The sequence below is a fragment of the Methylobacterium sp. 10 genome (assembly GCF_000519085.1).
Classification (GTDB): Bacteria; Pseudomonadota; Alphaproteobacteria; order Rhizobiales; family Beijerinckiaceae; genus Methylobacterium.
This window is the reverse complement of record NZ_KI912577.1, coordinates 1,394,771-1,420,115: the sequence shown is the minus strand read 5'-3', so window position 1 is coordinate 1,420,115 and position 25,345 is coordinate 1,394,771. Positions and strand designations below refer to the sequence as shown.

General features: G+C 67.7%; 25 protein-coding genes. 15 read left to right on the top strand and 10 right to left on the bottom strand.

Going from position 1 to position 25,345, the window contains the following annotated elements:
* The first annotated feature begins 54 nt into the window (after window positions 1–54).
* The 4 genes from K368_RS0106510 to K368_RS0106495 all read left to right on the top strand — a co-directional run bounded on the left by K368_RS0106510 (window position 55) and on the right by K368_RS0106495 (window position 4,808).
* A complete protein-coding gene (locus K368_RS0106510) occupies window positions 55–351 on the top strand; it encodes a nucleotidyltransferase (RefSeq protein ID WP_027171697.1) in 297 nt (98 codons plus the stop codon).
* Window positions 332–547 carry a HepT-like ribonuclease domain-containing protein gene (locus tag K368_RS27295; RefSeq protein ID WP_245259520.1) on the top strand — a complete coding sequence of 72 codons (216 nt, stop codon included), beginning with the start codon at window positions 332–334 and terminating at the stop codon, window positions 545–547. The genes K368_RS0106510 and K368_RS27295 overlap by 20 nt, the downstream gene beginning before the upstream one ends.
* A gap of 187 nt (window positions 548–734) precedes the next feature.
* Complete coding sequence (gene polA, locus K368_RS0106500; protein ID WP_027171696.1) at window positions 735–3,788, top strand: DNA polymerase I; 3,054 nt, start codon at window positions 735–737, stop codon at window positions 3,786–3,788.
* Between the two features lie 297 nt (window positions 3,789–4,085).
* Window positions 4,086–4,808 (top strand): DUF4142 domain-containing protein, encoded by a 723-nt coding sequence (locus tag K368_RS0106495; RefSeq protein ID WP_036266021.1) that lies wholly within the window; start codon window positions 4,086–4,088, stop codon window positions 4,806–4,808.
* A 345-nt stretch (window positions 4,809–5,153) separates the two neighbouring features.
* On the opposite strand, the gene K368_RS0106490 is transcribed toward K368_RS0106495, so the two are convergent.
* The 4 genes from K368_RS0106490 to K368_RS0106475 form a co-directional block, all read right to left on the bottom strand.
* Window positions 5,154–5,918, bottom strand: coding sequence for a TetR family transcriptional regulator (locus tag K368_RS0106490; protein WP_027171694.1), 765 nt, complete (start codon window positions 5,916–5,918; stop codon window positions 5,154–5,156).
* A 150-nt stretch (window positions 5,919–6,068) separates the two neighbouring features.
* Complete coding sequence (proC, locus tag K368_RS0106485) at window positions 6,069–6,896, bottom strand: pyrroline-5-carboxylate reductase (protein ID WP_027171693.1); 828 nt, start codon at window positions 6,894–6,896, stop codon at window positions 6,069–6,071.
* On the bottom strand, window positions 6,893–7,396 hold the full coding sequence (locus K368_RS0106480) for a YbjN domain-containing protein (RefSeq protein WP_018045511.1): 504 nt from the start codon (window positions 7,394–7,396) through the stop codon (window positions 6,893–6,895). The genes proC and K368_RS0106480 overlap by 4 nt, the downstream gene beginning before the upstream one ends.
* Before the next feature lie 293 nt (window positions 7,397–7,689).
* On the bottom strand, window positions 7,690–7,995 hold the full coding sequence (locus tag K368_RS0106475; RefSeq protein ID WP_027171692.1) for an accessory factor UbiK family protein: 306 nt from the start codon (window positions 7,993–7,995) through the stop codon (window positions 7,690–7,692).
* Between the two features lie 229 nt (window positions 7,996–8,224).
* On the opposite strand from K368_RS0106475, the gene bla reads away from it, so the two are divergent.
* From bla to K368_RS0106450, 5 genes are all read left to right on the top strand, one after another.
* Window positions 8,225–9,112 (top strand): class A beta-lactamase, encoded by an 888-nt coding sequence (bla, locus tag K368_RS0106470; protein WP_027171691.1) that lies wholly within the window; start codon window positions 8,225–8,227, stop codon window positions 9,110–9,112.
* 103 nt (window positions 9,113–9,215) lie between these two features.
* Complete coding sequence (locus tag K368_RS25505) at window positions 9,216–10,343, top strand: hypothetical protein (RefSeq protein WP_027171690.1); 1,128 nt, start codon at window positions 9,216–9,218, stop codon at window positions 10,341–10,343.
* A 149-nt stretch (window positions 10,344–10,492) separates the two neighbouring features.
* Window positions 10,493–11,221 (top strand): response regulator, encoded by a 729-nt coding sequence (locus tag K368_RS0106460; protein WP_027171689.1) that lies wholly within the window; start codon window positions 10,493–10,495, stop codon window positions 11,219–11,221.
* The gene (locus K368_RS0106455; protein WP_027171688.1) at window positions 11,218–12,651 is read left to right on the top strand and encodes an ATP-binding protein; all 1,434 of its coding nucleotides are present in this window, start codon (window positions 11,218–11,220) and stop codon (window positions 12,649–12,651) included. The genes K368_RS0106460 and K368_RS0106455 overlap by 4 nt, the downstream gene beginning before the upstream one ends.
* A 150-nt stretch (window positions 12,652–12,801) precedes the next feature.
* Entirely contained in the window at window positions 12,802–13,380 is a 579-nt protein-coding gene (locus K368_RS0106450; RefSeq protein WP_027171687.1) for a hypothetical protein, read from the top strand.
* 41 nt (window positions 13,381–13,421) lie between these two features.
* Here K368_RS0106450 and K368_RS0106445 read toward each other — a convergent pair whose 3' ends face one another.
* Window positions 13,422–14,078, bottom strand: a complete 657-nt coding sequence (locus tag K368_RS0106445; RefSeq protein ID WP_027171686.1) for a glutathione S-transferase family protein — start codon at window positions 14,076–14,078, stop codon at window positions 13,422–13,424.
* 312 nt (window positions 14,079–14,390) lie between these two features.
* Between K368_RS0106445 and phaZ the strand changes: the two genes are divergently transcribed.
* Together phaZ and rpsU are read left to right on the top strand one after the other, a co-directional pair.
* Complete coding sequence (gene phaZ, locus K368_RS0106440) at window positions 14,391–15,605, top strand: polyhydroxyalkanoate depolymerase (RefSeq protein WP_027171685.1); 1,215 nt, start codon at window positions 14,391–14,393, stop codon at window positions 15,603–15,605.
* 232 nt (window positions 15,606–15,837) lie between these two features.
* The gene (gene rpsU / locus K368_RS0106435; protein ID WP_018045519.1) at window positions 15,838–16,146 is read left to right on the top strand and encodes a 30S ribosomal protein S21; all 309 of its coding nucleotides are present in this window, start codon (window positions 15,838–15,840) and stop codon (window positions 16,144–16,146) included.
* An 83-nt stretch (window positions 16,147–16,229) separates the two neighbouring features.
* Here rpsU and K368_RS0106430 read toward each other — a convergent pair whose 3' ends face one another.
* Entirely contained in the window at window positions 16,230–16,655 is a 426-nt protein-coding gene (locus K368_RS0106430; protein WP_051440013.1) for a response regulator, read from the bottom strand.
* Window positions 16,656–17,053: 398 nt separating this feature from the next.
* Between K368_RS0106430 and K368_RS0106425 the strand changes: the two genes are divergently transcribed.
* Both K368_RS0106425 and K368_RS0106420 read left to right on the top strand, forming a co-directional pair.
* The gene (locus K368_RS0106425) at window positions 17,054–17,845 is read left to right on the top strand and encodes a class II glutamine amidotransferase (protein WP_027171683.1); all 792 of its coding nucleotides are present in this window, start codon (window positions 17,054–17,056) and stop codon (window positions 17,843–17,845) included.
* Between the two features lie 88 nt (window positions 17,846–17,933).
* Complete coding sequence (locus tag K368_RS0106420; RefSeq protein WP_027171682.1) at window positions 17,934–19,370, top strand: NAD-dependent succinate-semialdehyde dehydrogenase; 1,437 nt, start codon at window positions 17,934–17,936, stop codon at window positions 19,368–19,370.
* A gap of 101 nt (window positions 19,371–19,471) precedes the next feature.
* Here K368_RS0106420 and K368_RS0106415 read toward each other — a convergent pair whose 3' ends face one another.
* The 4 genes from K368_RS0106415 to ppk2 form a co-directional block, all read right to left on the bottom strand.
* Window positions 19,472–19,699, bottom strand: coding sequence for a hypothetical protein (locus tag K368_RS0106415; protein WP_027171681.1), 228 nt, complete (start codon window positions 19,697–19,699; stop codon window positions 19,472–19,474).
* A 202-nt stretch (window positions 19,700–19,901) separates the two neighbouring features.
* On the bottom strand, window positions 19,902–21,410 hold the full coding sequence (locus tag K368_RS0106410) for a carbohydrate porin (protein ID WP_027171680.1): 1,509 nt from the start codon (window positions 21,408–21,410) through the stop codon (window positions 19,902–19,904).
* Window positions 21,411–21,579: 169 nt separating this feature from the next.
* Window positions 21,580–22,374, bottom strand: coding sequence for an enoyl-CoA hydratase/isomerase family protein (locus K368_RS0106405; RefSeq protein ID WP_027171679.1), 795 nt, complete (start codon window positions 22,372–22,374; stop codon window positions 21,580–21,582).
* A 118-nt stretch (window positions 22,375–22,492) separates the two neighbouring features.
* The gene (gene ppk2, locus K368_RS0106400; protein WP_027171678.1) at window positions 22,493–23,419 is read right to left on the bottom strand and encodes a polyphosphate kinase 2; all 927 of its coding nucleotides are present in this window, start codon (window positions 23,417–23,419) and stop codon (window positions 22,493–22,495) included.
* Between the two features lie 330 nt (window positions 23,420–23,749).
* On the opposite strand from ppk2, the gene K368_RS0106395 reads away from it, so the two are divergent.
* Together K368_RS0106395 and K368_RS0106390 are read left to right on the top strand one after the other, a co-directional pair.
* The gene (locus K368_RS0106395; RefSeq protein WP_027171677.1) at window positions 23,750–24,097 is read left to right on the top strand and encodes a hypothetical protein; all 348 of its coding nucleotides are present in this window, start codon (window positions 23,750–23,752) and stop codon (window positions 24,095–24,097) included.
* 162 nt (window positions 24,098–24,259) lie between these two features.
* Window positions 24,260–25,288 carry a CorA family divalent cation transporter gene (locus tag K368_RS0106390; RefSeq protein WP_027171676.1) on the top strand — a complete coding sequence of 343 codons (1,029 nt, stop codon included), beginning with the start codon at window positions 24,260–24,262 and terminating at the stop codon, window positions 25,286–25,288.
* The last annotated feature ends 57 nt before the right edge of the window (window positions 25,289–25,345 follow it).

The following is a 25,345-nucleotide window of genomic DNA, read 5'->3' as shown; positions in this document are numbered from 1 at the left end:
CGACCGCTCCAATGCCACTTCAGCAAGCGATGGTCTTGCGCTTACCATAGCGAGATGGATTCCCGGACGGCCATCGACATTCTTCGCGCCCATGAAGGCGAGTTGCAGCGGCGCGGCGTCCGCCACGCCGCTCTGTTCGGCTCCGTCGCGCGCGGCGATACCCATCCCGGTAGCGATGTCGACATCGTCATCGACCTCGACGAGGGTCTTAGGCTCGACGTCTACGGCTATGTCGGTCTCTGCAACTTCATCGACGACCTGTTCCCGGTGGCGGTGGATGTGGCGAACCGCAGAACCTTGAAGGAGCGTGTCCGGGCGCGGGTGGAACGGGATGCCATTCCCGCCTTCTGAGCGCGAGCGCGAGGCTTGCGAGACCATCGTCGAGAATGCCGGGGCTGCTCTCGACTTCACGGCCGGGATGACCTTCGCGGCTTTCGAGGCCGATCAGCGCACCAACTATGCCGTCGTCCGCTGCCTGGAGATCATCTCCGAAGCGAGCAGGCGCCTCAGGGCGGAAACCAAGGCGCGACATCCCCGAATAACCTGATGCGACATCGCCGACGCCGGCGACTTCTATCGACATGCCTATCACCGGCTGGCGCTGGACAACGTCTGGAAGACCGTCCACGACCAGCTGACCGAGATCATCGAGGCCTGCCGCGCCGAACTGAGCAGGCCGCCGGCCCCGTGAGAGCGGGCGACCTGAAGCATCCTTCGCGAGACATTGCCGCCTGATGACGACCAGCGCTTCCGCCCCCGTCGGCCCCGGCGATCAGATTATCCTGGTGGACGGGTCGTCCTTCATCTTCCGCGCCTACTTCCAGTCGATCAACCAAGACCAGAAGTACAACACCCGGCCCTCGGACGGCCTGCCCACGGGGGCGGTGCGGCTGTTCTGCACCAAGATCGCCCAGTTCGTTCAGGACGGCGCGGCGGGGATTAAGCCGACACATCTGGCCATCGTGTTCGACAAGTCGGAGGGTTCGTTCCGCAAGGAGCTGTTCCCCGACTACAAGGGCCACCGCCCCGACGCGCCCGACGACCTCAAGCGCCAGATGCCGCTGATGCGCGAGGCCGTGCGTGCCTTCGGCCTGCAGCCCATCGAGCTCGAACGCTACGAGGCCGACGACCTCATCGCCACCTATTCGCGCCAGGCCGAGGCGCGGGGGGCGGGCGTCATCATCGTCTCCTCCGACAAGGACCTGATGCAGCTGGTCGGGCCGCTGGTGCGGTTCTACGATTTCGAATCCGGCGTGAAGGGCAAGCCCGGCCACCGGCCCGAGCGCAACCTCGACCTCGACGCCATCATCGCCAAATGGGAGGGCCTGCAGCCGAACCAGATCGGCGACGCCCTGGCGCTCATCGGCGACACGTCCGACAACGTGCCCGGCGTGCCCGGCATCGGCCTCAAGACGGCGGCGGCGCTGATCAAGGAATACGGCAGCCTCGACGCGCTGCTGGAGCGGGCGGGCGAGATCAAGCAGCCCAAGCGCCGCGAGACCCTGCTCGCCAGCATCGACCAGGCCAAGCTCTCGCGCCGGCTGGTGGCGCTGGTGGAGGACGTGCCGCTCCCCGTGGCCCTCGACGACCTGCGCCTGCCCGCGCCCGACCCGCAGAAGCTCGTCGGCTTCCTCAAGGCGATGGAGTTCAACACGCTCACCCGCCGCATCGCGTCGATGCTGCATGTGGACCCCGAGGCGGTGAAGCCCGACCCGGCTCTGCTGCCAGGCTCGGTGGGCACCGAGGCGCCCCCGTTCGAAGGAGCGACGGAAGGCGGCGAGGTCGACCCCTTCGCGAACCTGAACCTGCCGGAGGGCGGGCGGACACCGCGTGGCCCCGTCGAGGCGACGCCCTCCTCCCTCGTCGCCATCCGCGCGGCGGAGGGGACCAACCCCATCGACACCACGGCCTACGAGACGATCACCAATCTCGGCCAGTTGGAGGCCTGGATCGCCGAGGCGCGCGAGGCCGGGGTGGTGGCGGTGGATACCGAGACCGACTCCCTCGACGCCAACAACGCCGCCCTCGTGGGCGTGTCCCTTGCGGTGGCGCCGGGGCGGGCGGCGTACATTCCGCTGGCCCATCAGGAGCCGGTGGCGGCATCCGAGGCGGGCGACCTGTTCGGCGATGCCAAGGCGGCCACGGGGCAGTTCAGCCCGGTCGGCGGACAGATCCCGATCGATGCCGCCTTGACGGCCTTGAAGCCGCTCCTCGAAGATCCGGGCGTTCTGAAGGTCGGCCAGAACATCAAGTACGACTGGCTGGTGTTCCGGCGCCAGAGCGTCGCCATCGAGATCGCCCCCTTCGACGACACGATGCTGATCTCCTACGTGCTCGATGCCGGCAAGGGCGGGCATGGCATGGACGAGCTCGCCCGCCGCCATCTCGGCCACCAGCCGATCAGCTTCTCGGACGTGGCCGGCACCGGCAAGGCCAAGATCACCTTCGACAAGGTGCCGCTCGACAGGGCCACCGCCTACGCCGCCGAGGATGCGGACGTCACCCTGCGCCTGTGGCGGATGATGAAGCCGCGCCTCGTCGCCGAGCACCGGGTCACGGTCTACGAGACCCTGGAGCGTCCCCTCATCCCGGTCATCGCCCGGATGGAAGCGGCGGGCATCCGCGTCGACCGCAACATGCTGAGCCGGCTCTCGGGCGATTTCTCGCAGATCCTGGTGCGGCTGGAGGAAGAGATCCAGGAGGATGCCGGCGAGCGCTTCCAAGTCTCCTCGCCGAAGCAAATCGGCGACATCCTGTTCGGCAAGATGGGCCTGCCCGGCGCCAAGAAGACGCCGTCCGGCCAATGGGCCACGCCCGCGACCCTGCTGGAGGAACTGGCCCAGGCCGGCCACGAACTGCCGAAGAAGATTTTGGAATGGCGCCAGCTCGCCAAGCTGAAATCGACCTACACGGATTCGCTCCAGCAGCACGCCGACCGGGAGACCGACCGGGTCCACACCTCGTTCTCGCTGGCCGCCACCACCACCGGCCGGCTCTCCTCCTCCGAGCCGAACCTGCAGAACATCCCGATCCGCACCGAAGAGGGCCGCCGCATCCGCCGCGCCTTCGTGGCGCCCGAGGGCAGGAAGCTCATCTCGGCCGATTACAGCCAGATCGAGCTGCGCATCCTCGCCCACATCGCCGACATCCCGCAGCTGCGCCAGGCCTTCGAGGACGGCGTCGACATCCACGCGGCCACCGCCAGCGCCATGTTCGGAGTGCCCCTGAAGGACATGACCTCGGACTTGCGCCGGCGCGCCAAGACCATCAATTTCGGCATCATCTACGGCATCTCGGCCTTCGGATTGGCCGACCGCCTCGGCATCGGCCGCGAGGAGGCCTCCGCCTTCATCAAGCAGTATTTCGAGCGCTTCCCCGGCATCCGCGCCTATATCGACGACACCAAGAAGCTCTGCCGGGATCTCGGCTACGTCACCACCCTGTTCGGCCGTGTCTGCCACTATCCGCAGATCCGCTCCAACAACCCGAACGAGCGGGCGAGCGTCGAGCGCCAAGCCATCAACGCCCCGATCCAGGGCTCGGCCGCCGACATCATCCGCCGGGCCATGACCCGGATGGAGCAGGCGTTGCGCGCGGAGAAGCTCAACGTGACCATGCTGCTGCAGGTGCACGACGAGCTGGTGTTCGAGGCACCCGAGGACGAGGTGGAGAAGGCCCTGCCCGTGATCCGCCGGGTGATGGTCGAGGCGCCTGCCCCGGCGCTGACCTTGCGCGTGCCGCTGGTGGTGGAGGCGCAGGCGGCGGGGAACTGGGAGGAGGCGCATTGACGTCGTCCTGCTCGCTCACCTGATCCCGAAGCGGAGCCCTCCAATTCGCATGTGGGTTCTGAAGCCCGCCTTGGAGGCCCGACGCGGGCACCTCCGGATAAGGTCCGCGGACGGGATTCGGACCCCGCCCGTGTCTCGCATCTACGGCACATGCCGAATCACAAACTGGTGAAGCATGCTGCGCCGCACCACTGCCATACCCCTCACGCGGGAACCGCCCTGTTAACGAAACGTTCATGCCGGACGAAACGTTCGTTCAACCAAACGCCGTAAAGGCGTGTGAGGACAACCTCCGCCATGATCAACACCAAGCTTCTCGCCGCCCTCGGCTTCACCGTCGCGGCGATCACGACCCCGGCCCTGGCCCAGGAGCCCCTCGGCATCCGCGTCGCCCCCCAGTTCGACGCCAACGCCCCCGAGGCCCGCGACACCTCCTCGTTCCGCGCCGCCGCCCTGCGCTCGGATGCCGTGAGCATCGAGTCGAGCCGCATCGCCCTTGAGCGTTCGCGCAACCCGAACGTCCGCAACTACGCCAAGAACGTGTTGGTCGAGCGTGAGGCCACCACCAAGGCGCTGCTGCCCGAGGGCACCTCGCTGACCGCCGGCGGCACCGTCGTCTCCGACAGCCAGCCCTTCGAGACCCGCTTCGACAACCCGGTCGGCGTCGTCCTCGCGCCGGTGACGATCTCGGCCACCATCGCCTCGAAGATCGTCGGCGGCGTCCTCGGCGGCGTCGGCATCATCGACAACACTCCTGGCGAGCCCGGCCGTCGCGTCGCCATCGGCCCCGAGGGTCAGGCCCGCATCGACCGCCTGAAGAACGCCCCCACCGGCCGCGATTTCGACCGGACCTTCGTGCAGCAGCAGGCCCGCTCGGATGCCCGCACCCTCGGCCTCTACGAGTCCTACTCGCGCAACGGCGACAATGCCCAGGGCCGCGAGTTCGCCAACCAGGCGCTGCCCTACATCGCCAACCAGCACGGTCACTCGGCCGTTCTCGCCAACCGCATCGGCGGCTGATCGACCGAACTCAAGAAGGAAAGGGCCGCCCGATGGGGCGGCCCTTTTTCGTTCGGGCTCAATCCACCCTCACCCCTCTGCGGGCTACCGGATTCACACATCTGCTCGACGGCTGTTCGCTCGATCCAAGCGGGTTCGCCATGAGGCGCGGGGGCTCCCTCTCCTGGAAGGAGAGGGAGCCCCCGCATCCCGCAAGATGTTTGAATGCCGTAACCTCTGCGGGAGAGGGTGCCTGCGGAGCAGGCGGGAGAGGGGACGACCTCTCCGGAGATGGCACTGCCCCTCTCCCGGTCGCTCCGCGACCACCCTCCCCCGCAGAGGGGGAGGGAAACGTTTCTCGTCGGGTCACACCGTCTGCTGGTCGACCTCGTCCTCGGGCCGCTTGCCCCGACGCTGGCGGGCGCCGCGATCGAGGAGCGAACGGCCCAGCGCACGGAACGGCGCAGTGAGGCGGCGGGCGTCGTCGGCGCGCTCCATGAAGCGCTCGCCGTTGCGGATCTCCTTGTCGAGGCGCGCCATGGTCCGCGCCAGGGCCGGATCGTCGTCGTCCAGCCAGACTTCCACCGTGCGAGCGAAGGCGATGACCACGCCCTGAAGTTTAAGCCGGCCGAGCGGCCCCTCGGTGTCGATGCCGGCGGCCGCCAGCATGAAGCGGTGCGAGTTCAGTGCCACGCCGTTGAGTGCCACGAGGGAGAGCGGGTCGCCGCGCAACGCATAAGAAATCCGGCGCAGGGCGTCCTTATAGGGGGTCATCGCATCGAGGCGCCGCATGAGCACGTCGAACAGGCGCTCGCGGGTGGGCTCCTCGGCGAGGTCGGAGGAATCGCCCTCCAGCACCGTGCGGTCGATGATTCGTGACAGGCCGCCGAGCACGGCTCCTTTCGATGGGAACAGCTCGCGGAACTCGGCGAGGGACAGGCCGGCCTCGCGGGCGATATCGCCGATCTCGATGTCGTTCCAGGGCTGTACGGCGGCGAGCCGCATCAGGGCCTCGACGACCGCCTCGCGCGGGGATTGCTGCGGGGCGGCGGCAGCGATCTCGGTTCCGCCGGTCTCGTTGCCGCCGGTCTCATTACCGCCCTTGGGCTTCGCACCTGTGGTGTTGGCCATGGTCGTTCGATCCTCGTGTCTGTTCCCTACCATGTAGGTTGCGCAGGCGGATCGGTTAGAGTGCCTCGCAAAACTCCCGATCACCGTCGGCTCACGCTCGGAGCACGACGGCGCAGCCGGAGATTTGCGAAAGGCACTTTCGGGGGACGCTCAGCCGGAGAGTTCGCCGGCCCGCACCGCCGCCGCGGCGACCGCCTCACGCATCAGGTCCGGCACACCACCCTCGCGCATGAGCACGGCCAGGGCCGCCGCCGTGGTGCCGCCGGGCGAGGTCACGTCGTGCCGCAACTGTCCCGCCTCGTAGGGGCTGGTGGACAGGAGCGCCCCGGCCCCCGCCACCGTGGCGCGGGCGAGCCGCGCGGCCATGTCGGCGGACAAGCCGGCGGCCACGCCCGCCTCCGCCATGGCCTCGGCCAGGAGGAAGACATAGGCCGGGCCGGAACCGGACACCGCCGTGAGCGCGTCGATGAGCGCCTCGTCGTCGAGCCATTCCACCGCGCCGACGCCCTTCAGCAGCGTATCGGCCTGATCACGCTGATCGGAGGATACGTCGGCGCTCGCCACCGCTCCGGTGACGCCGCGGCCGATGCTCGCCGGAAGGTTCGGCATCGCCCGGACGATAGCGCGGGCGGAGGGCAGGCGGCGGCGCAGGTCGGCGATGGTCTTGCCCGCCAGGATCGAGACCACGAGCGTATGGGGTGCGATCAATCCGTCGAGGAGACCGGCAGCGCCTTCCAGCCCTTGCGGCTTGATCGCGAGGATCAGCGCGTCGTTGGCCGGCAGGTCGCTCGGGTTCAGGGCGATGCCGTGGCTCCCGCAGAGCCGCACCATCTCGGGCGAGGCCTGCGGATCGACGACGCAGGTCCTGGCGGCATCGAGTCCCCCCGCGAGCCAGCCCGCCAGCATCGCGCCGCCCATCTTGCCCGCCCCCACCAGGGTGAGGGACGCGGGCAAGGCGGAGGAAGACGGGATGGTCACGCCTCGCCTTCGGTCTCGAACAGGACCGCATCCAGGGATTCCCGGGCGGACTTGCCCGCCCAGAGCACGAACTGGAACGCCTGATAATAGCGTTCGCAGGCATCGACAGCGGATTTCAGCATCATCGCGCACTGGCTCTGGGTCGGCGCGGCGCCGTCCGTGAGCAGCAGCGAGTGCCGGAACATCACCACGCTATCGGTGGACCACAAGTCGAAATGGCCGACCCAGAGCTGCTCGTTGACGAGGGAGATGAGGGTGAGGATTTCGGTGCGGCGGTGAGCCGGCACCTTCAGGTCGAAGGCGCTGGCCACGTGGAGGGCCTCCACGTCCTCGATCCAAGTGAAGGCAACGTGATAGTCGGACCAGCGGCCGGCCACGGCCACCGACATCTCGTCGGTCTCGGCCCGGTCGAAGATCCAATCGCGAAGGGAGGCGAGCCGCTCGACGATGTCGAGGGGGTGCTCGTTCCGGTCGAGGCCTTCGATGTGGAGTTGGGTCATAGCGGTCCAGGTTGGCGTCCCGTAAGGGGCGCCGATAATGGTGAACGACAATCGATCCCACTCGCGAGTCACCGTTCCCAAGCTGAATCCGCGCATAGGCAAGGCACAGCTTGGTCGGCGAGAAGTTTAAGGGTCGAAGGTCGGGTCCGGGGGCGAAGCGAATCAGTGCTTCACTCACTATAGACCGTGGCGGACTCGCGTTTCAAAGCGCTCCGGAGAAGCGGTGAACAGGAAAGCGGATTTCCACCGTTCCTTCCTGTGCACAAGCTTAGACCGGACTCAGCGTCGGCGAATCAGACCGATGTCGCCGGCGGAGGGGGCGTATCCTGCGTGCCGAGGCGGCCTTCGAGCACCGAGACGCGGGCGGCGAGGGCATCGTTCTGGCTGCGGAGCGCCGAAACGAGGTCGCGCAGGACGTCCACCTCCTCGCGTGAGGCGATGTCCATGTCGCGGATCAGGCGCTCCACCTGCGCCTTGAACACCGTCTCCGCCTCGCGCTTCACCCCCTGCGCCGCCCCGGCGGCGTCGGTCATCAACCGGGCGAAATCGTCGAACAACCGGTTCGAACCGCGGCCCGCGCCGTCCTTAGAGCCTTGCATCGTCGTCTCCCGAGATCGAGGCCCGCGTCGGACATCGCGCCGGCACCTGAGAGGAGGAGATAAGAATCGACGGCCCGCGAGGCAATCCGATCCCCCGGCCCGGAAGCGAGGAATCGACGGCGGGACAGGCCGGAGCCCCATTCCGCTGGCCAGGACGACACCGTAATGCCGCCGCGTTGCTCGGCGACGATCCGCCGGACTCGAATCCCGATCCCCGGCGAGGGCATGCATGGTCAGGCGACGCGAATTTACCCTCGGCGCGGCAGCATGGGCCGTGGGGAACTGGCTCGGCGCGGGACATGCCGTCGGGGCGGAAGGAGCGTTCCGCCAGGATCTCGCCGACCGGTTCGTACATATCGAGGAGGCGAGCGGCGGGCGGCTCGGGATCGGGCTTCTCGATACCGGCAGCGGTGCACAGGCGGCGCATCGCGGCGCCGAGCGCTTCCCCCTATGCAGCACGTTCAAGATCCTCGCTGCCGGCGCCGTGCTGGCGCGGGTTGACCGGGGCGAGGACAGCTTCGACCGGCGCCTTCGCTACGAGCCGCGGGAAGTCGTGCCGTATTCGCCCCTGAGCGGGCCGAGGGCGGGGGGCGAGGGCATGACCATCGCCGAACTCTGCGAGGCGGCCGTCACGGTGAGCGACAACACCGCCGCGAACCTCCTCCTCGGGACGATGGGCGGCCCCGCCGGACTCACCGCCCGGATCCGCGCGTTCGGCGATGAGGCGAGCCGGCTCGACCGCACCGAGCCCGATCTCAACGAGGCCGCCCCCGGCGATCCGCGCGATACCACCACGCCGCTGGCCATGGCGGAAACGCTCCGGCGCCTCGTCCTCGCGGACGCGCTCTCGCCCGCCTCCCGCGCCCTGCTCACCGCTTGGCTCGTCGGCTGCCGCACCGGCGATGCGCGGTTGCGCGCCGGCCTGCCGAAGGACTGGCGCATCGGCGACAAGACCGGATCGGGGGAGAACGACACCGCCAACGACGTCGCCGTGATCTGGCCGGCGCGCCGGCCTCCCCTCGTCCTGACGGTCTACCTGACCGGGGCGAGGACATCGCCAGAGGCGCGCAGCGCCACCATCGCGTCGGTGGCCCGGGCCGTCGTCGCCTCCCTGTAAGCGTCCCTTAAGTGCAGATCTGCCATGCTCGACCGAAGAACGGTTGGAGTGGCGATGATCCGGTCGGCCCCGCTGCCGCTTCCTCGTCGCTCGGGAGGGCGAGATGATGAGCAGAGGCCGTGGGCATCGTGTCGGCATCGCGCCTAAGAGGGCCGGACGATCGAAGATCGCCTCGCCTGCCGCACTCGCATTCGGGATCGTCGCTTTGGGAATCGCCGCACATCCGTCCCATGCCACCGACAGGCCGGATTACGACGGCTTCCGCCAGGGCACGTATCTCTCCTACCTGAACGCGGCAGAGGACGGCGCCGAAATGACGCGCTCGCCGCGTCTCGGCCTGTCCTTCGGGGGAGAGGTGCGCCCCGTGCTGATGGATACGGGCTCCACCGGCATCGTGGTCTCCGCGAGCCGCATCCCCGGCTTCGACTCGATGCCCTCGCGGCCGGGGCGGCTCACCTACAGCAGTTCGGGCCGGATCATGATCGGGCGCTGGGTGACGCTGCCGGTCACCCTGGTCGGCCGCAACGAGGCCAGCGTCACCACCGCGCCGATCCCGGTCCTCGCGGTGACGCGGATCGATTGCACGGACACGGCTCGCGCCTGTACGCCCGAGACGATGCCGGAGCATGTCGCGATGATGGGCGTTGGCTTCGGGCGGGAGGGTGACGCGCAGAGCCAGAGCACGCCCGACACCAACCCCCTCCTCAACCTCGCACCCGAGGGTCGGGGGCCTGCCCGGCGCGGCTATGTGGTGACGCGGGCGGGAATCCATGTGGGGCTCACCGGAGCGAATACGCGCGGCGACATCCGCTTCGTGAAGCTCGATCCGCACCCGGACATTCCCGGCGAATGGCAGGGTGTCCCGGTCTGCATCACGGTGAATGGGCAGGCACCCGGTGCCTGCGGCCGGGCGCTCGTCGATACCGGGGTGTCGGTGATGTACCTGACCCTGCCGGGCGAGGCCGTGAACGGTGCCGTCGCCGTCGATGACGACGGCCGGAGCCAATTCCTGCCCGGCACCCGCCTCGGCTTCGCCTTTCCCGGACGAGGCGCAGCACCGGCGGCGGCCTACGACATCGTCGTGGGCGACACGTCGCCCCTCTCGCCGGACAAGGTGACCCTCAACACCCGCCGCCCGGAGCCCTTCGTCAATACCGGCCTGCGCTTCCTCAACGGCTTCGACGTGCTCTACGACGCCGATGGCGGCTATTTCGGGTTTCGCCGGCGGTAGAGGCGGCGCGGACGCACTCTTTCGGCCGACAACATTTACCGAACGTGTCCTGAATACGGAGCCGAAACAGACGTTTACAATTCCGGTCTCGCGATCCCCTTCGAATCCCTCCGCCGACGCGCCATAAACGGCCACCGGATGGACGAGACATGACTCAGACGAATCCCGCCACGCCCCATATCCTCGTGGTCGAAGACGACCGCGAGATCAGCGCCCTGGTGGCGCGCTACCTGCGCGCGAACGAATGCCGGGTGAGCCTGGCCGGGGACGGGCGCGAGATGGACCGTGCGCTGGCGGATGCGCGGGTCGACCTCATCGTGCTCGACCTGATGCTGCCGGGCGAGGACGGCTTGAGCCTGTGCCGGCGACTGCGGGCGGGATCCTCGATCCCGATCCTGATGCTCACCGCCAAGGCGGAGGAGATCGACCGGATCATTGGCCTCGAGATCGGCGCGGACGACTACCTCGCCAAGCCCTTCAACCCGCGCGAGCTCCTCGCCCGCATCCGCGCGATCCTGCGGCGGGGCGCCGGCACCGAGGCCGCCGGCGACGACGGCGCCCGCCGGCTGCGCTTCCTCGACTGGACCCTCGACGTGTCCCTGCGCCAGCTCCTCAGCCCGGAGGAGGCCCGCATCACCATCACGGGCGCGGAGTTCGACCTCCTCCACGCGCTCTGTCTCAGGCCCGGCCGGGTGCTCTCGCGCGATCAGCTCCTCGACCTGACGCAGGGGCGCGCCGCAGGCCCGTTCGAGCGCAGCATCGATGTCCTCATCAGCCGCATCCGCCAGAAGATCGAGGCCGATCCGCGCAATCCGGAGATCATCCGCACCATCCGCTCGGGCGGCTACCTGTTCACGCCGGCGGTGACGCGATCATGAGCGCGGCCGCGAAGGGCCGGTGGCGCCGCCTCGTCGGCTATCCGCCCCGCAGCATCGCCGGCCAGATCGCGATGCTCAGCGTGGCCGCCATCGTCGTCAGCCATGCGGTGGCGACCCTCGCCTTCCTGCTGCTGCGCGAACCCTGGAACCCGGACAATCATCCGGGCGTGGCCGCGACCCGGCTGGCCACCATCGTACGCCTGCTCGATGCCGCTCCGCCGGGGGATCGGCCGCGCCTGTTGCAGGACGCGGCCCGCAGCCTGCCCGCCCTGCAGATCGAAACGGCCCCGGCCTCGCCGGAACCTCCCGCCGCCGGCACCCGGAACGGGCGGCCGGACCATCCCATGGTCCGGCGCATGCGCGAGGGTTTCGGCCGGCCGCTCACGATCACCGATCTGTCGCCGCCGGGCCGGAGGGAGCCAGGAGGCGGCACCCGCATCGGCATCGTGACGCCCTCGGGGGCGAGCCTCCGGGCCACCCTGCCGGACGACGACCGGTCGCCCTTCGGCCCCGGCCCGATCGTCTTCACCTTCGTCCTCCTCGGGATCACCCTGTCCCTCATGTCGATCTGGGCGACGCGGGCCCTGACCGCGCCGCTGGCGAAGCTCGCCGAGGCCGCCGAGGCCTTCGGCACGGGCATGAACCTCGTGGCCCTGCCCCGGAACGGCCCGAAGGAGGTGATGGCGGTCTCGCGCGCCCTCGACACCATGCGCGGGCGCGTCCGCCGCCTGATCGACGACCGGACCCAGATGCTGGCGGCGATCAGCCACGATCTGCGCACCCCGATCACCCGCCTGCGCCTGCGGGCCGAGTTCATCGAGGACGACCACGCCCGCACCATGACGCTGCGCGACCTCGACCAGATGAACGGATTGGTGGAAGCCGCCCTGTCCTTCGTCCGGGACGGACAGGCGGGCGGCGCGCACAGCCTCGTCGACCTCGCCTCGGTGGTCCAGACCGTGTGCGACGGCTTCACCGATGTCGGCGCCGACGTGCGCCTGGAGCAGACGCGCCACGTCCTCGTGCGCGGCCGGGCGGACGATCTCCAGCGGGCCATCGTCAACCTGGTGGACAACGCGGTGAAGTATGGCGGCTCGGCGCGGCTGACGATGCATCCGTCCGAACAGGGGGTGGCACTGGAAGTGTCCGATGACGGCCCCGGTATTCCGGAGGCCGAGCGCGACGCCATGATGCAGCCCTTCGTGCGCGGCGACCGGGCCCGGAACCTCGACGAGGCCAGCGGTTTCGGCCTCGGCCTCTCGATCGTGCTCGCCATCGTCGAGGGGCATGGCGGCCGGCTGACCCTGTCGACCAAGGCGCCCCGTGGCCTCGTGGCCCGCATCGACCTGCCCCTCGCCGTCGCTCAGGGAGCGCCGCCGCGCGCGGCTCCATCGCCGAACCATGGGGCCGTCGCACCGGCCACGCGATGATTTTGGCATCCGAATGTTTCGGAGCGCGGGGCGGAAACATCGGGAAACTCTCGTGCCGGCTGCGGGCAAGGTCCGATTAACCTCGGGCATCGCTTTCTGGACACCCGTCGCCGGCCCCACGCGACGGCATGCGACCGAGGCGACCGCGCCATGACATCCGTCAGTTCCACCCAGACCTCCGCCCTGTTCCAGGCCCAGCGTCCGCCGCCGCCCAAAGGCAATCCGGTCGCGCAGGCCATCGGCAGCGAAGTCTCGACGGGCAGCATCAGCGCCACCGACGGCACCGCTCTCTCCAGTGCCCTACATTCGATCGATGCGAGCCTGAAGAGCGGCGGCTCCGCTTCGACCGGCAGCACGCGTACCCGCCTCGACCCGTCGCAGATCCAGGACAAGATCAGCAGTCTGATCGACGATCAGGTCTCGAGCGGCAGCCTCACCGACGATCAGGCCGAGACCCTGAAATCGCTGTTCGAGGCCAATGCACCGGGTAAGGGAGGAACCGGCGGCGCGGCGGGGGCCGGCGCACGCCCGCTCGGCCCCCCGCCCTCCGACGACGAGACGCAGAGCGCTTCAACCTCGAGCGAGACATCGGCCAGCGTCAGCGAGCTTCTGGAGAGCTTCATGACGACGCTCCAGGCCTCCCAGGCCAGCGCGTCCGGCTACGCCGCCTCCGGCGCAAAAGAATCCAGCGCTTCGAGCAGCGCCCTGTTGTTCGACTTCAACACCTGAAGGTGATGCGTCCCCGGTGCAAGCGCGCCGGGGACGGTCTCTCAGAACTCCATGTCGAGTTCTTCGATCTCGTCGGGCTCGGCAGCGGCCGCCTCGGTCCACTCCACCATCAGCGGCCAGGCGAGGATGGTGTCGCGATAGGCGGCGACCTTGCCGGGCAGCGGGACGCCGTAGGTCTGGAACCGGGTGCAGACCGGCGCGAACATGGCATCGGCCAGGCTCGGGCGTGTCCCGAACAGAAACGGGCCGTCGTAGCGCGACAGGCAATCCTCGACGATCGTGATGACCCGCTCGATATCGCCCCGGGCTCCGTTGAAGATCTTGAAATCGGTGTGGCGGGCCCGGAGGTTCATCGGCAGCGCCGAGCGCAGGTTGATGAACCCGCCATGCATCTCGCCCGAGATCGAGCGGCAGCGCGCCCGGGCCACGGGATCCTTCGGCAGGAAGCCCGCATCGGGATAGGTCTCGTTGAGATACTGGGAGAGGGCCAGGGTATCCCAGACCTCGATCTCGCCATGGACCAGGCGGGGCACGAGGAAGGACGGCGACAGGTGCAGTAATTCGGCCCGCGTGGATGCGTCGTCGCCGGGCAGGACTTCGGTCTCGAAATCGAGCCCCGCCATGCGGCAGACCAGCCATCCCCGGAGCGACCACGAGGAGTAGTTCCGGCTCGAGATCGTGAGCGTGGCGACCGGCATGTCCATCCCCTGTTGTCGTTGTCCCCGAATGTCCATGGAGTTCTCGGCCCGGGATGCGCAAGGGACATCCAAGTCTCGTGCCGCGCGGTGCCGCCCCCCCACGGCAAGAGATAAACCTTTCCTGTTACGGGGATGGAACAGTGGTGCATTCTCACAACATTTATTACAGATCGTACTTTGAGCCGATTGCGTTGCGCGCAACCGTGGCCCAGCCTAGCGGGCCGTAAACGACCGTCCGGAGACGATCCGGCGGTCGTGCACGACGAAGCGAATGGTTCGCTATCCGATCGTTCGCGCAGGAGTTCGAGCTTCATGCTCTACGATGCCTTCGAAGTGCAGTCCGACCTGGCCCAGCGCACCCGCTCCTGGGGCAAGCTCGTCCACGATGCCGTATCGCCCTGGGTCGGATCCGGGAACGCGGCGCCGATGAACTGGTGGTCGGCCGGCGCCCGGATGATGATGCGCGCCGGGCTGACCTTCGCCCGCCCCGCCTTCGGCATCGACAGCATCCGGGTCGGCAACCGCGAGGTTCCGGTCACCGAGGAGGCGACGTTCTCGACCCCGTTCGGGACGCTGCTGCGCTTCAGGAAGGACATCGATACCGAGCAGCCCAAGGTGCTCGTGGTGGCGCCGCTCTCGGGCCATTTCGCCACGTTGCTGCGCGGCACGGTGCGCACCCTGCTCGCCGACCACGACGTCTACATCACCGACTGGCACAATGCCCGCGACGTGCCATTGGCCGACGGCCCGTTCGGCTTCGACGATTACGTGGATCACCTGGTGCAGTTCCTCGGCGCGATGGGCGAGGGCTCGCACGTGGTGGCGGTCTGCCAGCCGGCGGTGCAGGCGCTCGCCGCCGCCGCCGTCATGGCCCAGTCGAGGGACATCGCACCTCCGCGCAGCATGACGCTCATGGCCGGGCCGGTGGATTGCCGCATCAGCCCCACCTCGGTGAACAAGCTCGCCACCTCGAAGCCGATCGCGTGGTTCGAGAAGAATCTCATCGCCACCGTGCCCAAGCGCCATGCGGGGGCGGGTCGACGGGTCTATCCCGGATTCATGCAGGTCTCGGCCTTCGTCTCGATGAATGCCAAGCGCCACCAGCAGAGCCATGCCGACCTGTTCTGGCACTTCGCCAACGGCGAGACCGACAAGGCCAACCAAATCGAGACCTTCTACGACGAGTATTTCGCCGTCCTCGACCTCGCCGCGGAGTTCTACATCGAGACCGTCCGGACAGTGTTCCAGGATTACACCCTCGCCAAGAACGAGCTGACCTATCGCGGCAACCCCATCGACATGCGCTCCATCCGCCGTACCGCGCTGATGACCGTGGAGGGCGAGCGGGACGACATCTGCGCGGTCGGCCAGACCATGGCGGCGCACGATCTCTGCAGCAGCCTCGCCCCCCACATGAAGAGCCACCATCTCCAGGCGGGCGTCGGCCATTACGGCGTCTTCACCGGTCGCAAGTGGGAGGGGCAGACCTACCCGCTCGTGCGAAACTTCATCCAGTCGCACGCATGAGGATGCGGGTCCGGCTCAGGATTTAGCCGACAGCGGTTGGAACTCGTGTCCGCTTGGTGTATGAGCCTGCCCCAAGTGAGTTTTCAGCGTCGATTCGAGACCGTCACACACAGGTCCCTCCCTGGAGCGATACAGGGCATGGGGCTATTGGCGGTTTGCCCTCGTCGGACAGGCGGGGGCGTTCGGAGAGGGCGCCGTCCGACAAACATACGTCTCTAAAGGATCAAGTCCGTTGCAGGTACTCGTTCGCGACAACAACGTCGACCAGGCACTCCGCGTTCTCAAGAAGAAGATGCAGCGCGAGGGCATCTTCCGCGAGATGAAGCAGCGCAAGGCCTACGAGAAGCCCTCCGTGCGCAAGGCACGCGAGAAGGCCGAGGCCGTGCGCCGCGCCCGCAAGCAGGCCCGCAAGACCGCCATCCGTGAGGGTCTGATCGCCGCTCCGAAGCCGAAGCCCCGTTTCGGCGCAGGTGCGCCGCGTCGTCCGGGCGGCTCGCCCTTCGCTCCGAGCGCCGCTCCCTCGACCAACGTCGCCTCGTAAGGCCAAGCGGCCGGTCTCGCACCGGCCGTCCTTCGATCTCACCCGACGCCCGGCCGCGGAAGCGGCGCGGGCGTCGTGTCGTTTCAGGCGATGCCCATGGCAGCGGAAGCGTGCTCCGCCTCCACCAGCACGTCGAGGGCGCGCCAGGGCTTCTGCATGTAGACGGCCTGTTCGGGCAGGCGGCCGGTGCTGCGCTCGTCGTAGCCCGAGGTCAGGACCATCCGCACGTCGGGCCAGCGCTGCTCCACCGTCAGCGCCAGGGCTATGCCGTCCATGGCCCCACCGAGGCGCACATCGGCGAACAGCAGGGCGACGTTCAGTCCCTTGCGCTCCAGGACGCCGATGGCCGCCTCGGCGCTGTCACAGGCGATGACGTCGAGATCGGTCTCTTCGAGAATGGCGGTGGCGAGGTCGCGGACCGCCGCATCGTCCTCCACCACGAGGGCGACGGGGCCATCGATCTGAGCCCGCGATGCGGCGCCGTCGATCGAGCGGATTGTGCGATCCATGAGGTCACTTTCCAAGGAATGAGGCCAGGCACGATGCCGGCCTTGCGGGGCGTCGTGCGCCCGGTCGATGATTCGATGATGCCGAGGCTGCCCCGCCGGGCTGGGATCGGCAAGGGTGCCATCCGCCGCCACGGCCATGCGCCTCCCGCAACGAAATTTCGGGAACCGCCTCAAAGCGGGCGTGGTGACCGTCTATGATCCCGGCATGCACGAAATCGGGCGCGTCTGCGCATCGCCTGCGCAGACGCACAAGGTTCAGGCATGCTGCAATGCATTAACGATCTGTTCACCGCGAAAGATCGAATGTTACAGTTCAACGACCGTCAAGCTGGATCATGGAACGGTTTCTGTTTCCCGATCCGGGGAGGGGTGCCGAAACAGGGGGTTGTTGCTCAGTCATGTGCCGCTTTCTCGCCTATAGCGGTGATCCGGTCTTTCTGACCGATCTCGTCTGCGCCCCGACGCACTCGCTGGTGCATCAGTCGCTGCACGCCACCGAGGCGAAGACGGAGACCAACGGCGACGGTTTCGGCATCGGCTGGTACGGCGAGCGGGCCGATCCGGGCCAATATCGCGACGTCTGCCCGGCCTGGTCGGACGAAAACCTCGTCAACCTCTGCCAGCAGGTCCGCGCGCGGATGTTCTTCGCCCATGTCCGCGCCTCCACCGGCACGGCCACCACGCGGGCGAACTGCCATCCCTTCGCCCATGGCCGGCACCTGTTCATGCATAACGGCCAGATCGGCGGCTACCATCGCATCAAGCGGCGGATCGAGGCCCTGATCCCGGACGCGCTCTACGAAGCACGGCGCGGCACCACCGATTCCGAGGCGATCTTCCTCCTGGCCCTGGCCAACGGCCTCGCCGAGGACCCGATCGGCGCCATGGCCGAAACCCTCTCCACGGTCCGCGACCTGATGCAGGCGGCCGGCGTCACCGAGGCCCTGCGCTTCACCGCCGTCGTCACCGACGGGGAGACCCTGACCGCCTATCGCTGGGCTTGTGACGGCCGGCCGCCGAGCCTCTATTACCGCCAGACCGAGACCGGCCTCGTGGTGGTCTCCGAGCCGATCGACGATTGCAAGGACGGCTGGATCGTGATCCCGCGAGGCGGCACGCTGCAGGCCACGCGCGGCGGTACGGTGACGGTGAAGGGTGCCGACGAGGCGCGAATCCGCATCGCCGCCTGAGGTCAGCCCAGAGGGTTGCGGCACAGAGGGTTGCGGCGCTGGCGCGAAGGGCGGACAACCCATGCTCCTTCGAGAGCGTGAGCCGCCGATGACCTTTAAGGACGTAGCCCTTCACATCGCCGGGGCCTGGACGCCCGGTTCCGATGCCCGGACGATCCCCGTTCTCAACCCCGCGACCGGCGACGCCATCGGCACGGTGGCGGTGGCGACGCGCAGCGATCTCGACCGTGCCCTGGAGTCCGCCCGTCGCGGATTTGCCGAATGGCGCAGGGTCGCAGCCTTCGATCGCGCCAAGGTGATGCGGCGGGCCGCCGATCACCTGCGCGCGCGCGTCGACGACATCGCCCGGACGATGACCCTGGAACAGGGCAAGCCGCTGGCCGAAGCGCGGGTGGAGACTCTTGCCGCCGCCGACGTCATCGACTGGTTCGCCGAGGAAGGAAAACGCGCCTACGGTCGCATCATCCCCGCCCGCGCGCCGGGCGTGACCCAGATGACCTTACGCGAGCCGGTGGGTCCGGTGGCCGCCTTCACGCCCTGGAACTTCCCGATCAACCAGGCCGTCCGCAAGCTCTCGGCGGCGCTCTGCACCGGCTGCTCGGTGATCCTGAAGGGACCGGAGGATACGCCCGCGAGCTGCGCCGAACTCGTCCGCGCCTTCCTCGATGCGGGAGTGCCGGGTGACGTGCTGTCCCTGGTCTTCGGCGACCCGGCCGAGATCTCGTCCTACCTCATCTCGCATCCGGTCATTGCCAAGATCTCGTTCACCGGCTCCACCGTGGTGGGCAAGGAGCTTGCGGCTTTGGCCGGGCGCCACATGAAGCGGGTTACCATGGAGCTCGGCGGCCACGCCCCTGCCCTGGTCTTTGCCGACGCGGACGTGGAGAAAGCCGTCTCAGTGCTCGGCGCCAACAAGTTCCGCAATGCCGGGCAGGTCTGCGTCGCGCCGACCCGCTTCCTCGTCCATGAGTCCGTCTACGACCGCTTCGTCGAGGGTTTCGTGGCGCATGCAGAGGGCATCAGGGTCGGCGACGGGCTCGATCCCGAGACCCAGATGGGGCCGCTGATCCATGCCCGCCGGCGCGAGGCGATGGAATCCCTCGTGGCCGATGCCGTGGCGCAGGGCGCGGAACTCCGCACCGGCGGCAAGCGTCTCGGCAACCGCGGCCATTTCTTCGAACCGACCGTGCTCGCTGAGACCCCGCTCACCGCGCGGATCATGAACGAAGAGCCGTTCGGCCCCGTGGCCCTGGTCCAGCGCTTCTCCGACGACGAAGCCGCCTTCGCCGAGGCGAACCGGCTGCCCTATGGTCTGGCCGCCTACGCCTATACGCGCTCGGCCGCCCGCGCGACGGAGATCGCCGCCCGGGTCGAAAGCGGCATGCTCGGCATCAACCATCACGGCCTCGCCTTCCCCGAAACCCCCTTCGGCGGCATCAAGGATTCCGGCTACGGGAGCGAGGGCGGCTCGGAGGCGATCGAGGCCTATCTGACGACGAAGTTCGTGAGCCAGGCGAGCGCCTGAGTGCCCGAGACCGGCATGGTCGATAAGCAAAGCGCTCCATGGGACGAACCCATGGAGCGCTGATGCGTGCTTATGCTTCGGCCCCGCTCAAGGGAGCCACCTTAGCGGGTCGCGGGGTTGAGGATCTCGGCGACGATGCGTCGGGTCGCGGGAGCACGCGAGGTCAGGGACGGGGTGGTTGTCAGCTCGGAGGCCGGACGCACGGCGGCCGTGACGCGGGCCTGCTCACGGTAGAGAGTGGGAGTGATGGTGATGCGCTCGTCGGCGGTCGCGGTACCGACCAGGGTGGCGGAGGCGAGAGCGGCGAGGACAAGGCTACGAATGGTCATGACGATGATCCCTCAGGTGTTTCGGGGCCGATGCCCCGTTTCATGAGAGGGATATATTTTGCGACGCACCATTCATCAAACAGATATGATCGATAAGCCATATCGATTCCGTCAATGTCGAAGACGAACGTGCGCTCGGTGAGCCGAAGCCGGTCACCCATCCTTGCCTCATCCCGAGGCGCACCGGCGCTATCGGCGTCTCTCAGTAACGCACCGTAGCCCGCAGGCCGAACACGGCGGCGTTCTTGATGCGGGCGCCGTTGGGGTCGCGCGGGTTGGGCACACCGCCGCTCGGACGGAACACGTACTGGACGTCCGGCTGCACCGTCACGCCCGGTCCGAGGACGGCCTGGTAGGTCGCTTCGAGGACCGCCTCGCTGCTGCGTCGGGGCATGCTGGCCCCGGCCAGCAGGATCGCGTCGGTATCCAAGCCGCGCGCGGAGTCCGAAATCCGCGCGATGGCGAAGGCAACACCGATCGTGTCGTCGGAGCGTCCCTTGAAGAGGCCCTTATAGGCGAGGCCGGCATCGGCGTAGAAATCCACGATGTTGCGGTCGGAGGGCGCCCCGGAGAGGCGCAGGAACACGCTGGCGCCGTCGTTCGGATCGTCGGGTTCGCGGTAGATGGTCTGGTCGATGATGCCGTAGAGGCCGCTGTCGCCGCGGAAGCGCCGGGCGATGCCGGTGGTGGACGGATCGGCCAGCGATCGCCCGGCCGTGTCGAAGCGCTGGCTGTCGAACCGCCCGAAATGGTGCCAGCCCCCCAGCGTCACCGTGCCGGGATCGCCGACATCGCCTTGCGCGATGTTGTAGGCGTAGGCGGCTTCCGCGATGATCAGGGCGGGATCGTTGGTGCGGAAATTCGTGCCGGTGCGGTTGCGGCGCTGCGGATCGAGATCACTGGGGTAGGGCCCCGCCGGATCGCCGTCGAAGATGCCGATCTGCAGGGAGAAATTCTCGCTGGGCACGTATTTCGCGCGGATCGCCGGCACCGCCAGGGGATAGATCGGCCCGCCGCTCGGCAGCACCTCGGCCATGATGTTGGGCCAGCCGAAGGTGGAGTTGATGAACAGCGTACCGGTCTGGCTCACCGCGAACTCGGTATCGGCCGCGATCTGACCCACTTTCAGTCCGAATTGTCCGTCGAACAGCTTCTGCTCGAGCCAGAGCTCGTAGAGCCGCGAGGACGGCAATGCCTCGATGGCGCTCGCGGTGATGAAATTGTTGACGTAGTAGCGCGACAGGCCGGTACCATGGATGAGGTAGAGGTTGGTGTGGAACGCCGCCCCCTGCCAGCCCGCCAGCTTTTCTAAGTCGGCATCGAACTGGACGTCGAGGCGTCCCTCGACAATGGCGCCGCGCCGCGCGCCACCCGTCGCGTTGCCGAGGCTCTCGCCGATATAGGTGAGGCTGTACTCGATGCCTTTGGTCTTCAGGAACGAGCGCAGGCCGTAGGGATCGCCATAGGGGCCGAGCTGGTCCTGGATCGAGGTGTTGAGGTTGGCCGAAGGCTTGGCCGACGCCACCGACTGCGCCACCGACGTCTGCGGATCACCGCCGGCGCCGCGGGGCGACCCGATGTCGAGGCCTTCCAGGGCCAGACGCGCCTGCCGGGCCGCGGTCTCGGCGGCGGTCTGAGCACAAGCTCCCGAAGCGGCAAGGCCCGATATCAGGGCTGCGGCGGTCGCCAGAGGAAACGAGCGGAGCATCATTCCTCGGAGAAAGCGTGTCCCAGGGCGACCGCCCCCTGCCCGTGCTCTATCACGGAGAGCATGACAGGGCTGCAACCGAGCCGAGGGAGCGGGGCGACCGGGGGCTTTCCCCGCCCGGTGTGTCACGCCGCCCACATCCGCATGGCGGCGGCGATGTTCGAGGAGCGCCTTACCGGCCGGTCCAGTCCGGCGGACGCTTGGCCAGGAAGGCCTCCATGCCCTCGCGGAAATCGGCGCTGGTGTAGCACATCAGGATGAGGTCATCGTCCGGGCGCGCGGTGACTTCCTCTTCGGCGGCGAGCCGGCGCAGCCCTTCCTTGGTGGCCCGCAGGGTCAGCGGAGCATGGCCGGCGAGCTGCGTCGCGAGTTCCGTCGCCCTCACGGCGAGGGCGGCGGCATCTTCCACCACCTCACCGACGAGGCCGGCCGAGAGCGCCTCCTCCGCGCCGAACAGACGGGCCGTGAAGATCATGTCCTTCACCCGCGCGGGACCGATGAGGCTGGACAGGCGCCGCAGGTTGGACATCGACAGGCAATTGCCCAGGGTCCGCGCGATGGGAAACCCGAACCGGGCGTCGCGCGTGGCGATGCGCAGGTCGCAGGAGGCGGCGATGGCGGCCCCGCCGCCGGTGCAGGCGCCGGCGATGGCGGCGATGACGGGCACGCGAAGACGCTCGAGTGCGCCGAGGACCCTGTCCATGAAGCGTTCGTAGCCGAGAGCATCCTCCGCACTGGAGAAGCCCCGGAACTGCGCGATGTCGGTGCCGGCGGCGAAGGCCTTCTCGCCGGCGCCGGTGATGACGAGGACCTTGATCCGCTCGTCCGCCTCGATCCGCCCGCACAGGTCGATGAGGCCCTGGTACATCGCGAAGGTCAAGGCGTTGCGCGCCTGCGGGCGGTTGAGGACGATGCGGGCGATTCCCACCGCATCAGTGTCGAACAGGATCTCGTCGGTGGCGCTCATGCGGGGTTCCCATGCCGGCCGAGGATCGGCCCGTCCGATACAGGTCTTGCCCATCCCGGCCGCTTTGGGCAACCGCGGCCAGCCGAGCGTCGGCGCCCGGCATGGCCCGCCGACACGGTCAGAAGAGCGACGGGACGAACATCTCCTGCGGCACCGGCTGGCGGGCATAATCCTCGTGGCGCATGCGCTCGGGCAGGTGCACCGGCGGGTGTTCCACCTCGCCGTAGGGGATCTGCGTGAGGAGATGGCTGATGCAGTTGAGGCGGGCCTTCTTCTTGTCCACGGCCTCGACAACCCACCACGGCGCCTCCGGGATGTGCGTACGGGCGAGCATCACTTCTTTCGCCTTGGTGTAATCCTCCCAGCGACGACGGGACTCGACGTCCATCGGCGAGAGCTTCCACTGTTTCAGGGGATCGTGGATGCGCATGTTGAAGCGCAGCTCCTGCTCCTCGTCGGTGATCGAGAACCAGTATTTCAGCACGATGATGCCTGACCGGACCAGCATGCGCTCGAATTCGGGCGCGGACTGGAAGAACTCTTCGTACTGGTCCGGGGTGCAGAACCCCATCACGCGCTCGACGCCGGCGCGATTGTACCAGGAGCGGTCGAACAGCACGATCTCGCCGCCCGCCGGTAGATGCGCCACGTAGCGCTGGAAATACCATTGCGTGCGCTCGCGTTCGTTCGGAGCCGGAAGCGCGGCCACGCGGCAGACGCGCGGGTTGAGCCGCTGGGTGATCCGCTTGATCGCGCCGCCCTTGCCGGCCGAATCCCGCCCCTCGAAGATCACGACCACCCGGAGCTCCTGGGTCTGCACCCAATCCTGGAGACGAACCAGCTCGTGTTGCAGGCGGAACAGCTCGCGGAAATAGACCTTCCGGTCCATGGTGGGCGGACGAGACTTGGCATCGATTTCGCTAGCGAGCTGCTCGAGGCGCTCGTCTTCGAGCTCCATCTCGAGTTCTTCATCGAAATCGTCGGCCATCTCTCGACGAATAGCCTCGATATCGAAAGGACGAGTCCCGGCGCGCGTGCCGTCCATATTATTGCCTTCCTGATGAATGGGAATCATCCGGTCGCTTAGATCATAGCCACATGACAGTACGGAGACCGCCCGTGGCAACGGCGCCGATTTCCTTACTCCATTCTCAGAATTCAGCATCGACCGCCGATGCCCGGAGAGGCACTGGACTCTCGGTGAGCTTGTGGTATTCGCAGTTTATCGAATTGATACGAGTCTTGGCCGATACCGGACCGGAAAGACGACAGGATTGACTGAATTATAAATCCTATATCATTTTTTTGCGTAACAAATACCTGATCGGTGGATAAAACAACGGTTTAACAACTCTATGATAGGAGATAAAATGCCATGGAGCGTTATATAGTTCGTTTTATCAAGCCAGTCGCATTGGCTGTCATTACCTTCGCGTCCGTTTATTTTCTGACCGGAAGTTCGTTTATTGCATTGATCGTGAGCAGCATTCCGCTGCTGCTGGGGTGGCTTGGCATCATGGAGACGTTCGCCTACGGCATGGCGGCGACGGTGTTCATCTCTGCTGTCGTCTGGGCCGTCGTTCCGGCCGACATGAAGGTTCTCGTCGGACATCAGGCCACCGTCTTCGCGGAGGAACTTCGCAAGGAAGCCGACAAAGGCATGAATCCCAAGGACGCCGACAAAAGCGTCAAGGAAGCCGACAAGGGCGTCGCGACCCGCTGAGGAGAGCCATCCGGCCTCGCCCCCTCCTGCGGATCGCATGACCCGCAGGCCGAACACCGATAGGCGGAGGGGCTTCTCCGTCATCACAGTGTCGCCCAGCGTTGCGATCCAGCGCGATTAGTGAGCCGGCATTTTGCCGGCCATGATCGCCGCGACCGCACCATGCAGCATCTTCTCATCGAGGAATCACCCCTCCCGGGGTTGATCTTCGCCCTCACCTTCGACGCCGAGGGTCGGGGACGCCAGGTCGGGCCGGGGGAGGAGATTCCCTCGCTCGACGACCCGGATCCCGGCTTCGTCTGGCTCCATGTCGACCTCGTCGATGCGCGGACCGAGGCACTGATCCTCGAAGGACGCCTCGGCCCGGCCCGACTCGCCGCCGCGACCTTCGCCCGCGACGAGCATCAGCGCGTCGTCGTGGACGGCCCCCATGCCGGTTTTGTCATCGCCGACCGGGAGCGCGCCTTCGACGGCTCGTCGAGCGAGGAGCCGAACGGCCGGCTCCATTGCATCCTCGGCCCGCGCTTCCTCGTCAGCGGCCGTCGCCATGCCACGGCGTGCGCGGTGGCCGCCCGCGACGCGGTCTTGTCCGGCATCCTCGTCCCCGGCCCGGCCAAGCTGCTGGAGCGCTTCGTCGGCAGCACCGTCGAGTCGCTGATCGCCACGGCCGACCGCCTGTCCTCCTCCCTCGACGCCATCGAGGACGACATGCTCGACGAGGCCAAGGCGGACGATCCGAAGCCCCTGGGACCGATCCGCCGCCAATCCGTGCGCTCCCACCGCCAACTCGCCGGGTTGCGGGCGGTGTTCCACCGCCTCGAGGACGAAGCCGGCACCGAGGGCGACCAATTGCCGGAGGCCGTGAGAGCCATGGCCGCGCGGGTGGTTCAACGCCTCGATTCGCTCCACCGCGACATGCATGTCCTGTCCGAGCGCAGCCGTCTGCTGCAGGACGAGATCGCCGCCCGCACCACCGCCCTGACCAACCGTCAGCTCTTCACCCTGTCGATCCTGACGGCCCTGTTCCTGCCGCCGACCCTGGTGACGGGCGTCTTCGGCATGAACACCAAGGGCCTGTTCTTTTCCGAATCCGACGACGGGTCGCTGCTCGCGCTGGGAATCGGCGCGCTCGCGGCGCTTGCCGTCTACCTCGTCATCCGCCGGCTCAGTCTCGCCGGCCGGCCCGGTTGATCCGGAACGCGAACGCGCCCACACCCCCCTCGATTCATCCGACCACCGGAGCCTTTC

Bases quoted from the DNA above. Each gene is read 5' to 3' on its own strand.
- bla (WP_027171691.1), top strand. From the start codon at position 8,225: ATGGTCAGGCGACGCGAATTTACCCTCGGCGCGGCAGCATGGGCCGTG.
- K368_RS0106480 (WP_018045511.1), bottom strand. From the start codon at position 7,396: ATGACCCAACTCCACATCGAAGGCCTCGACCGGAACGAGCACCCCCTC.
- K368_RS0106460 (WP_027171689.1), top strand. From the start codon at position 10,493: ATGACTCAGACGAATCCCGCCACGCCCCATATCCTCGTGGTCGAAGAC.
- phaZ (WP_027171685.1), top strand. From the start codon at position 14,391: ATGCTCTACGATGCCTTCGAAGTGCAGTCCGACCTGGCCCAGCGCACC.
- K368_RS0106390 (WP_027171676.1), top strand. From the start codon at position 24,260: ATGCAGCATCTTCTCATCGAGGAATCACCCCTCCCGGGGTTGATCTTC.
- K368_RS0106495 (WP_036266021.1), top strand. From the start codon at position 4,086: ATGATCAACACCAAGCTTCTCGCCGCCCTCGGCTTCACCGTCGCGGCG.
- K368_RS0106510 (WP_027171697.1), top strand. From the start codon at position 55: ATGGATTCCCGGACGGCCATCGACATTCTTCGCGCCCATGAAGGCGAG.
- K368_RS0106490 (WP_027171694.1), bottom strand. From the start codon at position 5,918: ATGGCCAACACCACAGGTGCGAAGCCCAAGGGCGGTAATGAGACCGGC.
- K368_RS0106405 (WP_027171679.1), bottom strand. From the start codon at position 22,374: ATGAGCGCCACCGACGAGATCCTGTTCGACACTGATGCGGTGGGAATC.
- K368_RS0106410 (WP_027171680.1), bottom strand. From the start codon at position 21,410: ATGATGCTCCGCTCGTTTCCTCTGGCGACCGCCGCAGCCCTGATATCG.
- K368_RS0106450 (WP_027171687.1), top strand. From the start codon at position 12,802: ATGACATCCGTCAGTTCCACCCAGACCTCCGCCCTGTTCCAGGCCCAG.
- K368_RS0106425 (WP_027171683.1), top strand. From the start codon at position 17,054: ATGTGCCGCTTTCTCGCCTATAGCGGTGATCCGGTCTTTCTGACCGAT.
- K368_RS0106420 (WP_027171682.1), top strand. From the start codon at position 17,934: ATGACCTTTAAGGACGTAGCCCTTCACATCGCCGGGGCCTGGACGCCC.
- K368_RS27295 (WP_245259520.1), top strand. From the start codon at position 332: ATGCCATTCCCGCCTTCTGAGCGCGAGCGCGAGGCTTGCGAGACCATC.
- K368_RS0106475 (WP_027171692.1), bottom strand. From the start codon at position 7,995: ATGCAAGGCTCTAAGGACGGCGCGGGCCGCGGTTCGAACCGGTTGTTC.
- K368_RS0106445 (WP_027171686.1), bottom strand. From the start codon at position 14,078: ATGCCGGTCGCCACGCTCACGATCTCGAGCCGGAACTACTCCTCGTGG.
- K368_RS25505 (WP_027171690.1), top strand. From the start codon at position 9,216: ATGATGAGCAGAGGCCGTGGGCATCGTGTCGGCATCGCGCCTAAGAGG.
- K368_RS0106415 (WP_027171681.1), bottom strand. From the start codon at position 19,699: ATGACCATTCGTAGCCTTGTCCTCGCCGCTCTCGCCTCCGCCACCCTG.
- polA (WP_027171696.1), top strand. From the start codon at position 735: ATGACGACCAGCGCTTCCGCCCCCGTCGGCCCCGGCGATCAGATTATC.
- K368_RS0106395 (WP_027171677.1), top strand. From the start codon at position 23,750: ATGGAGCGTTATATAGTTCGTTTTATCAAGCCAGTCGCATTGGCTGTC.
- K368_RS0106430 (WP_051440013.1), bottom strand. From the start codon at position 16,655: ATGGATCGCACAATCCGCTCGATCGACGGCGCCGCATCGCGGGCTCAG.
- ppk2 (WP_027171678.1), bottom strand. From the start codon at position 23,419: ATGGACGGCACGCGCGCCGGGACTCGTCCTTTCGATATCGAGGCTATT.
- K368_RS0106455 (WP_027171688.1), top strand. From the start codon at position 11,218: ATGAGCGCGGCCGCGAAGGGCCGGTGGCGCCGCCTCGTCGGCTATCCG.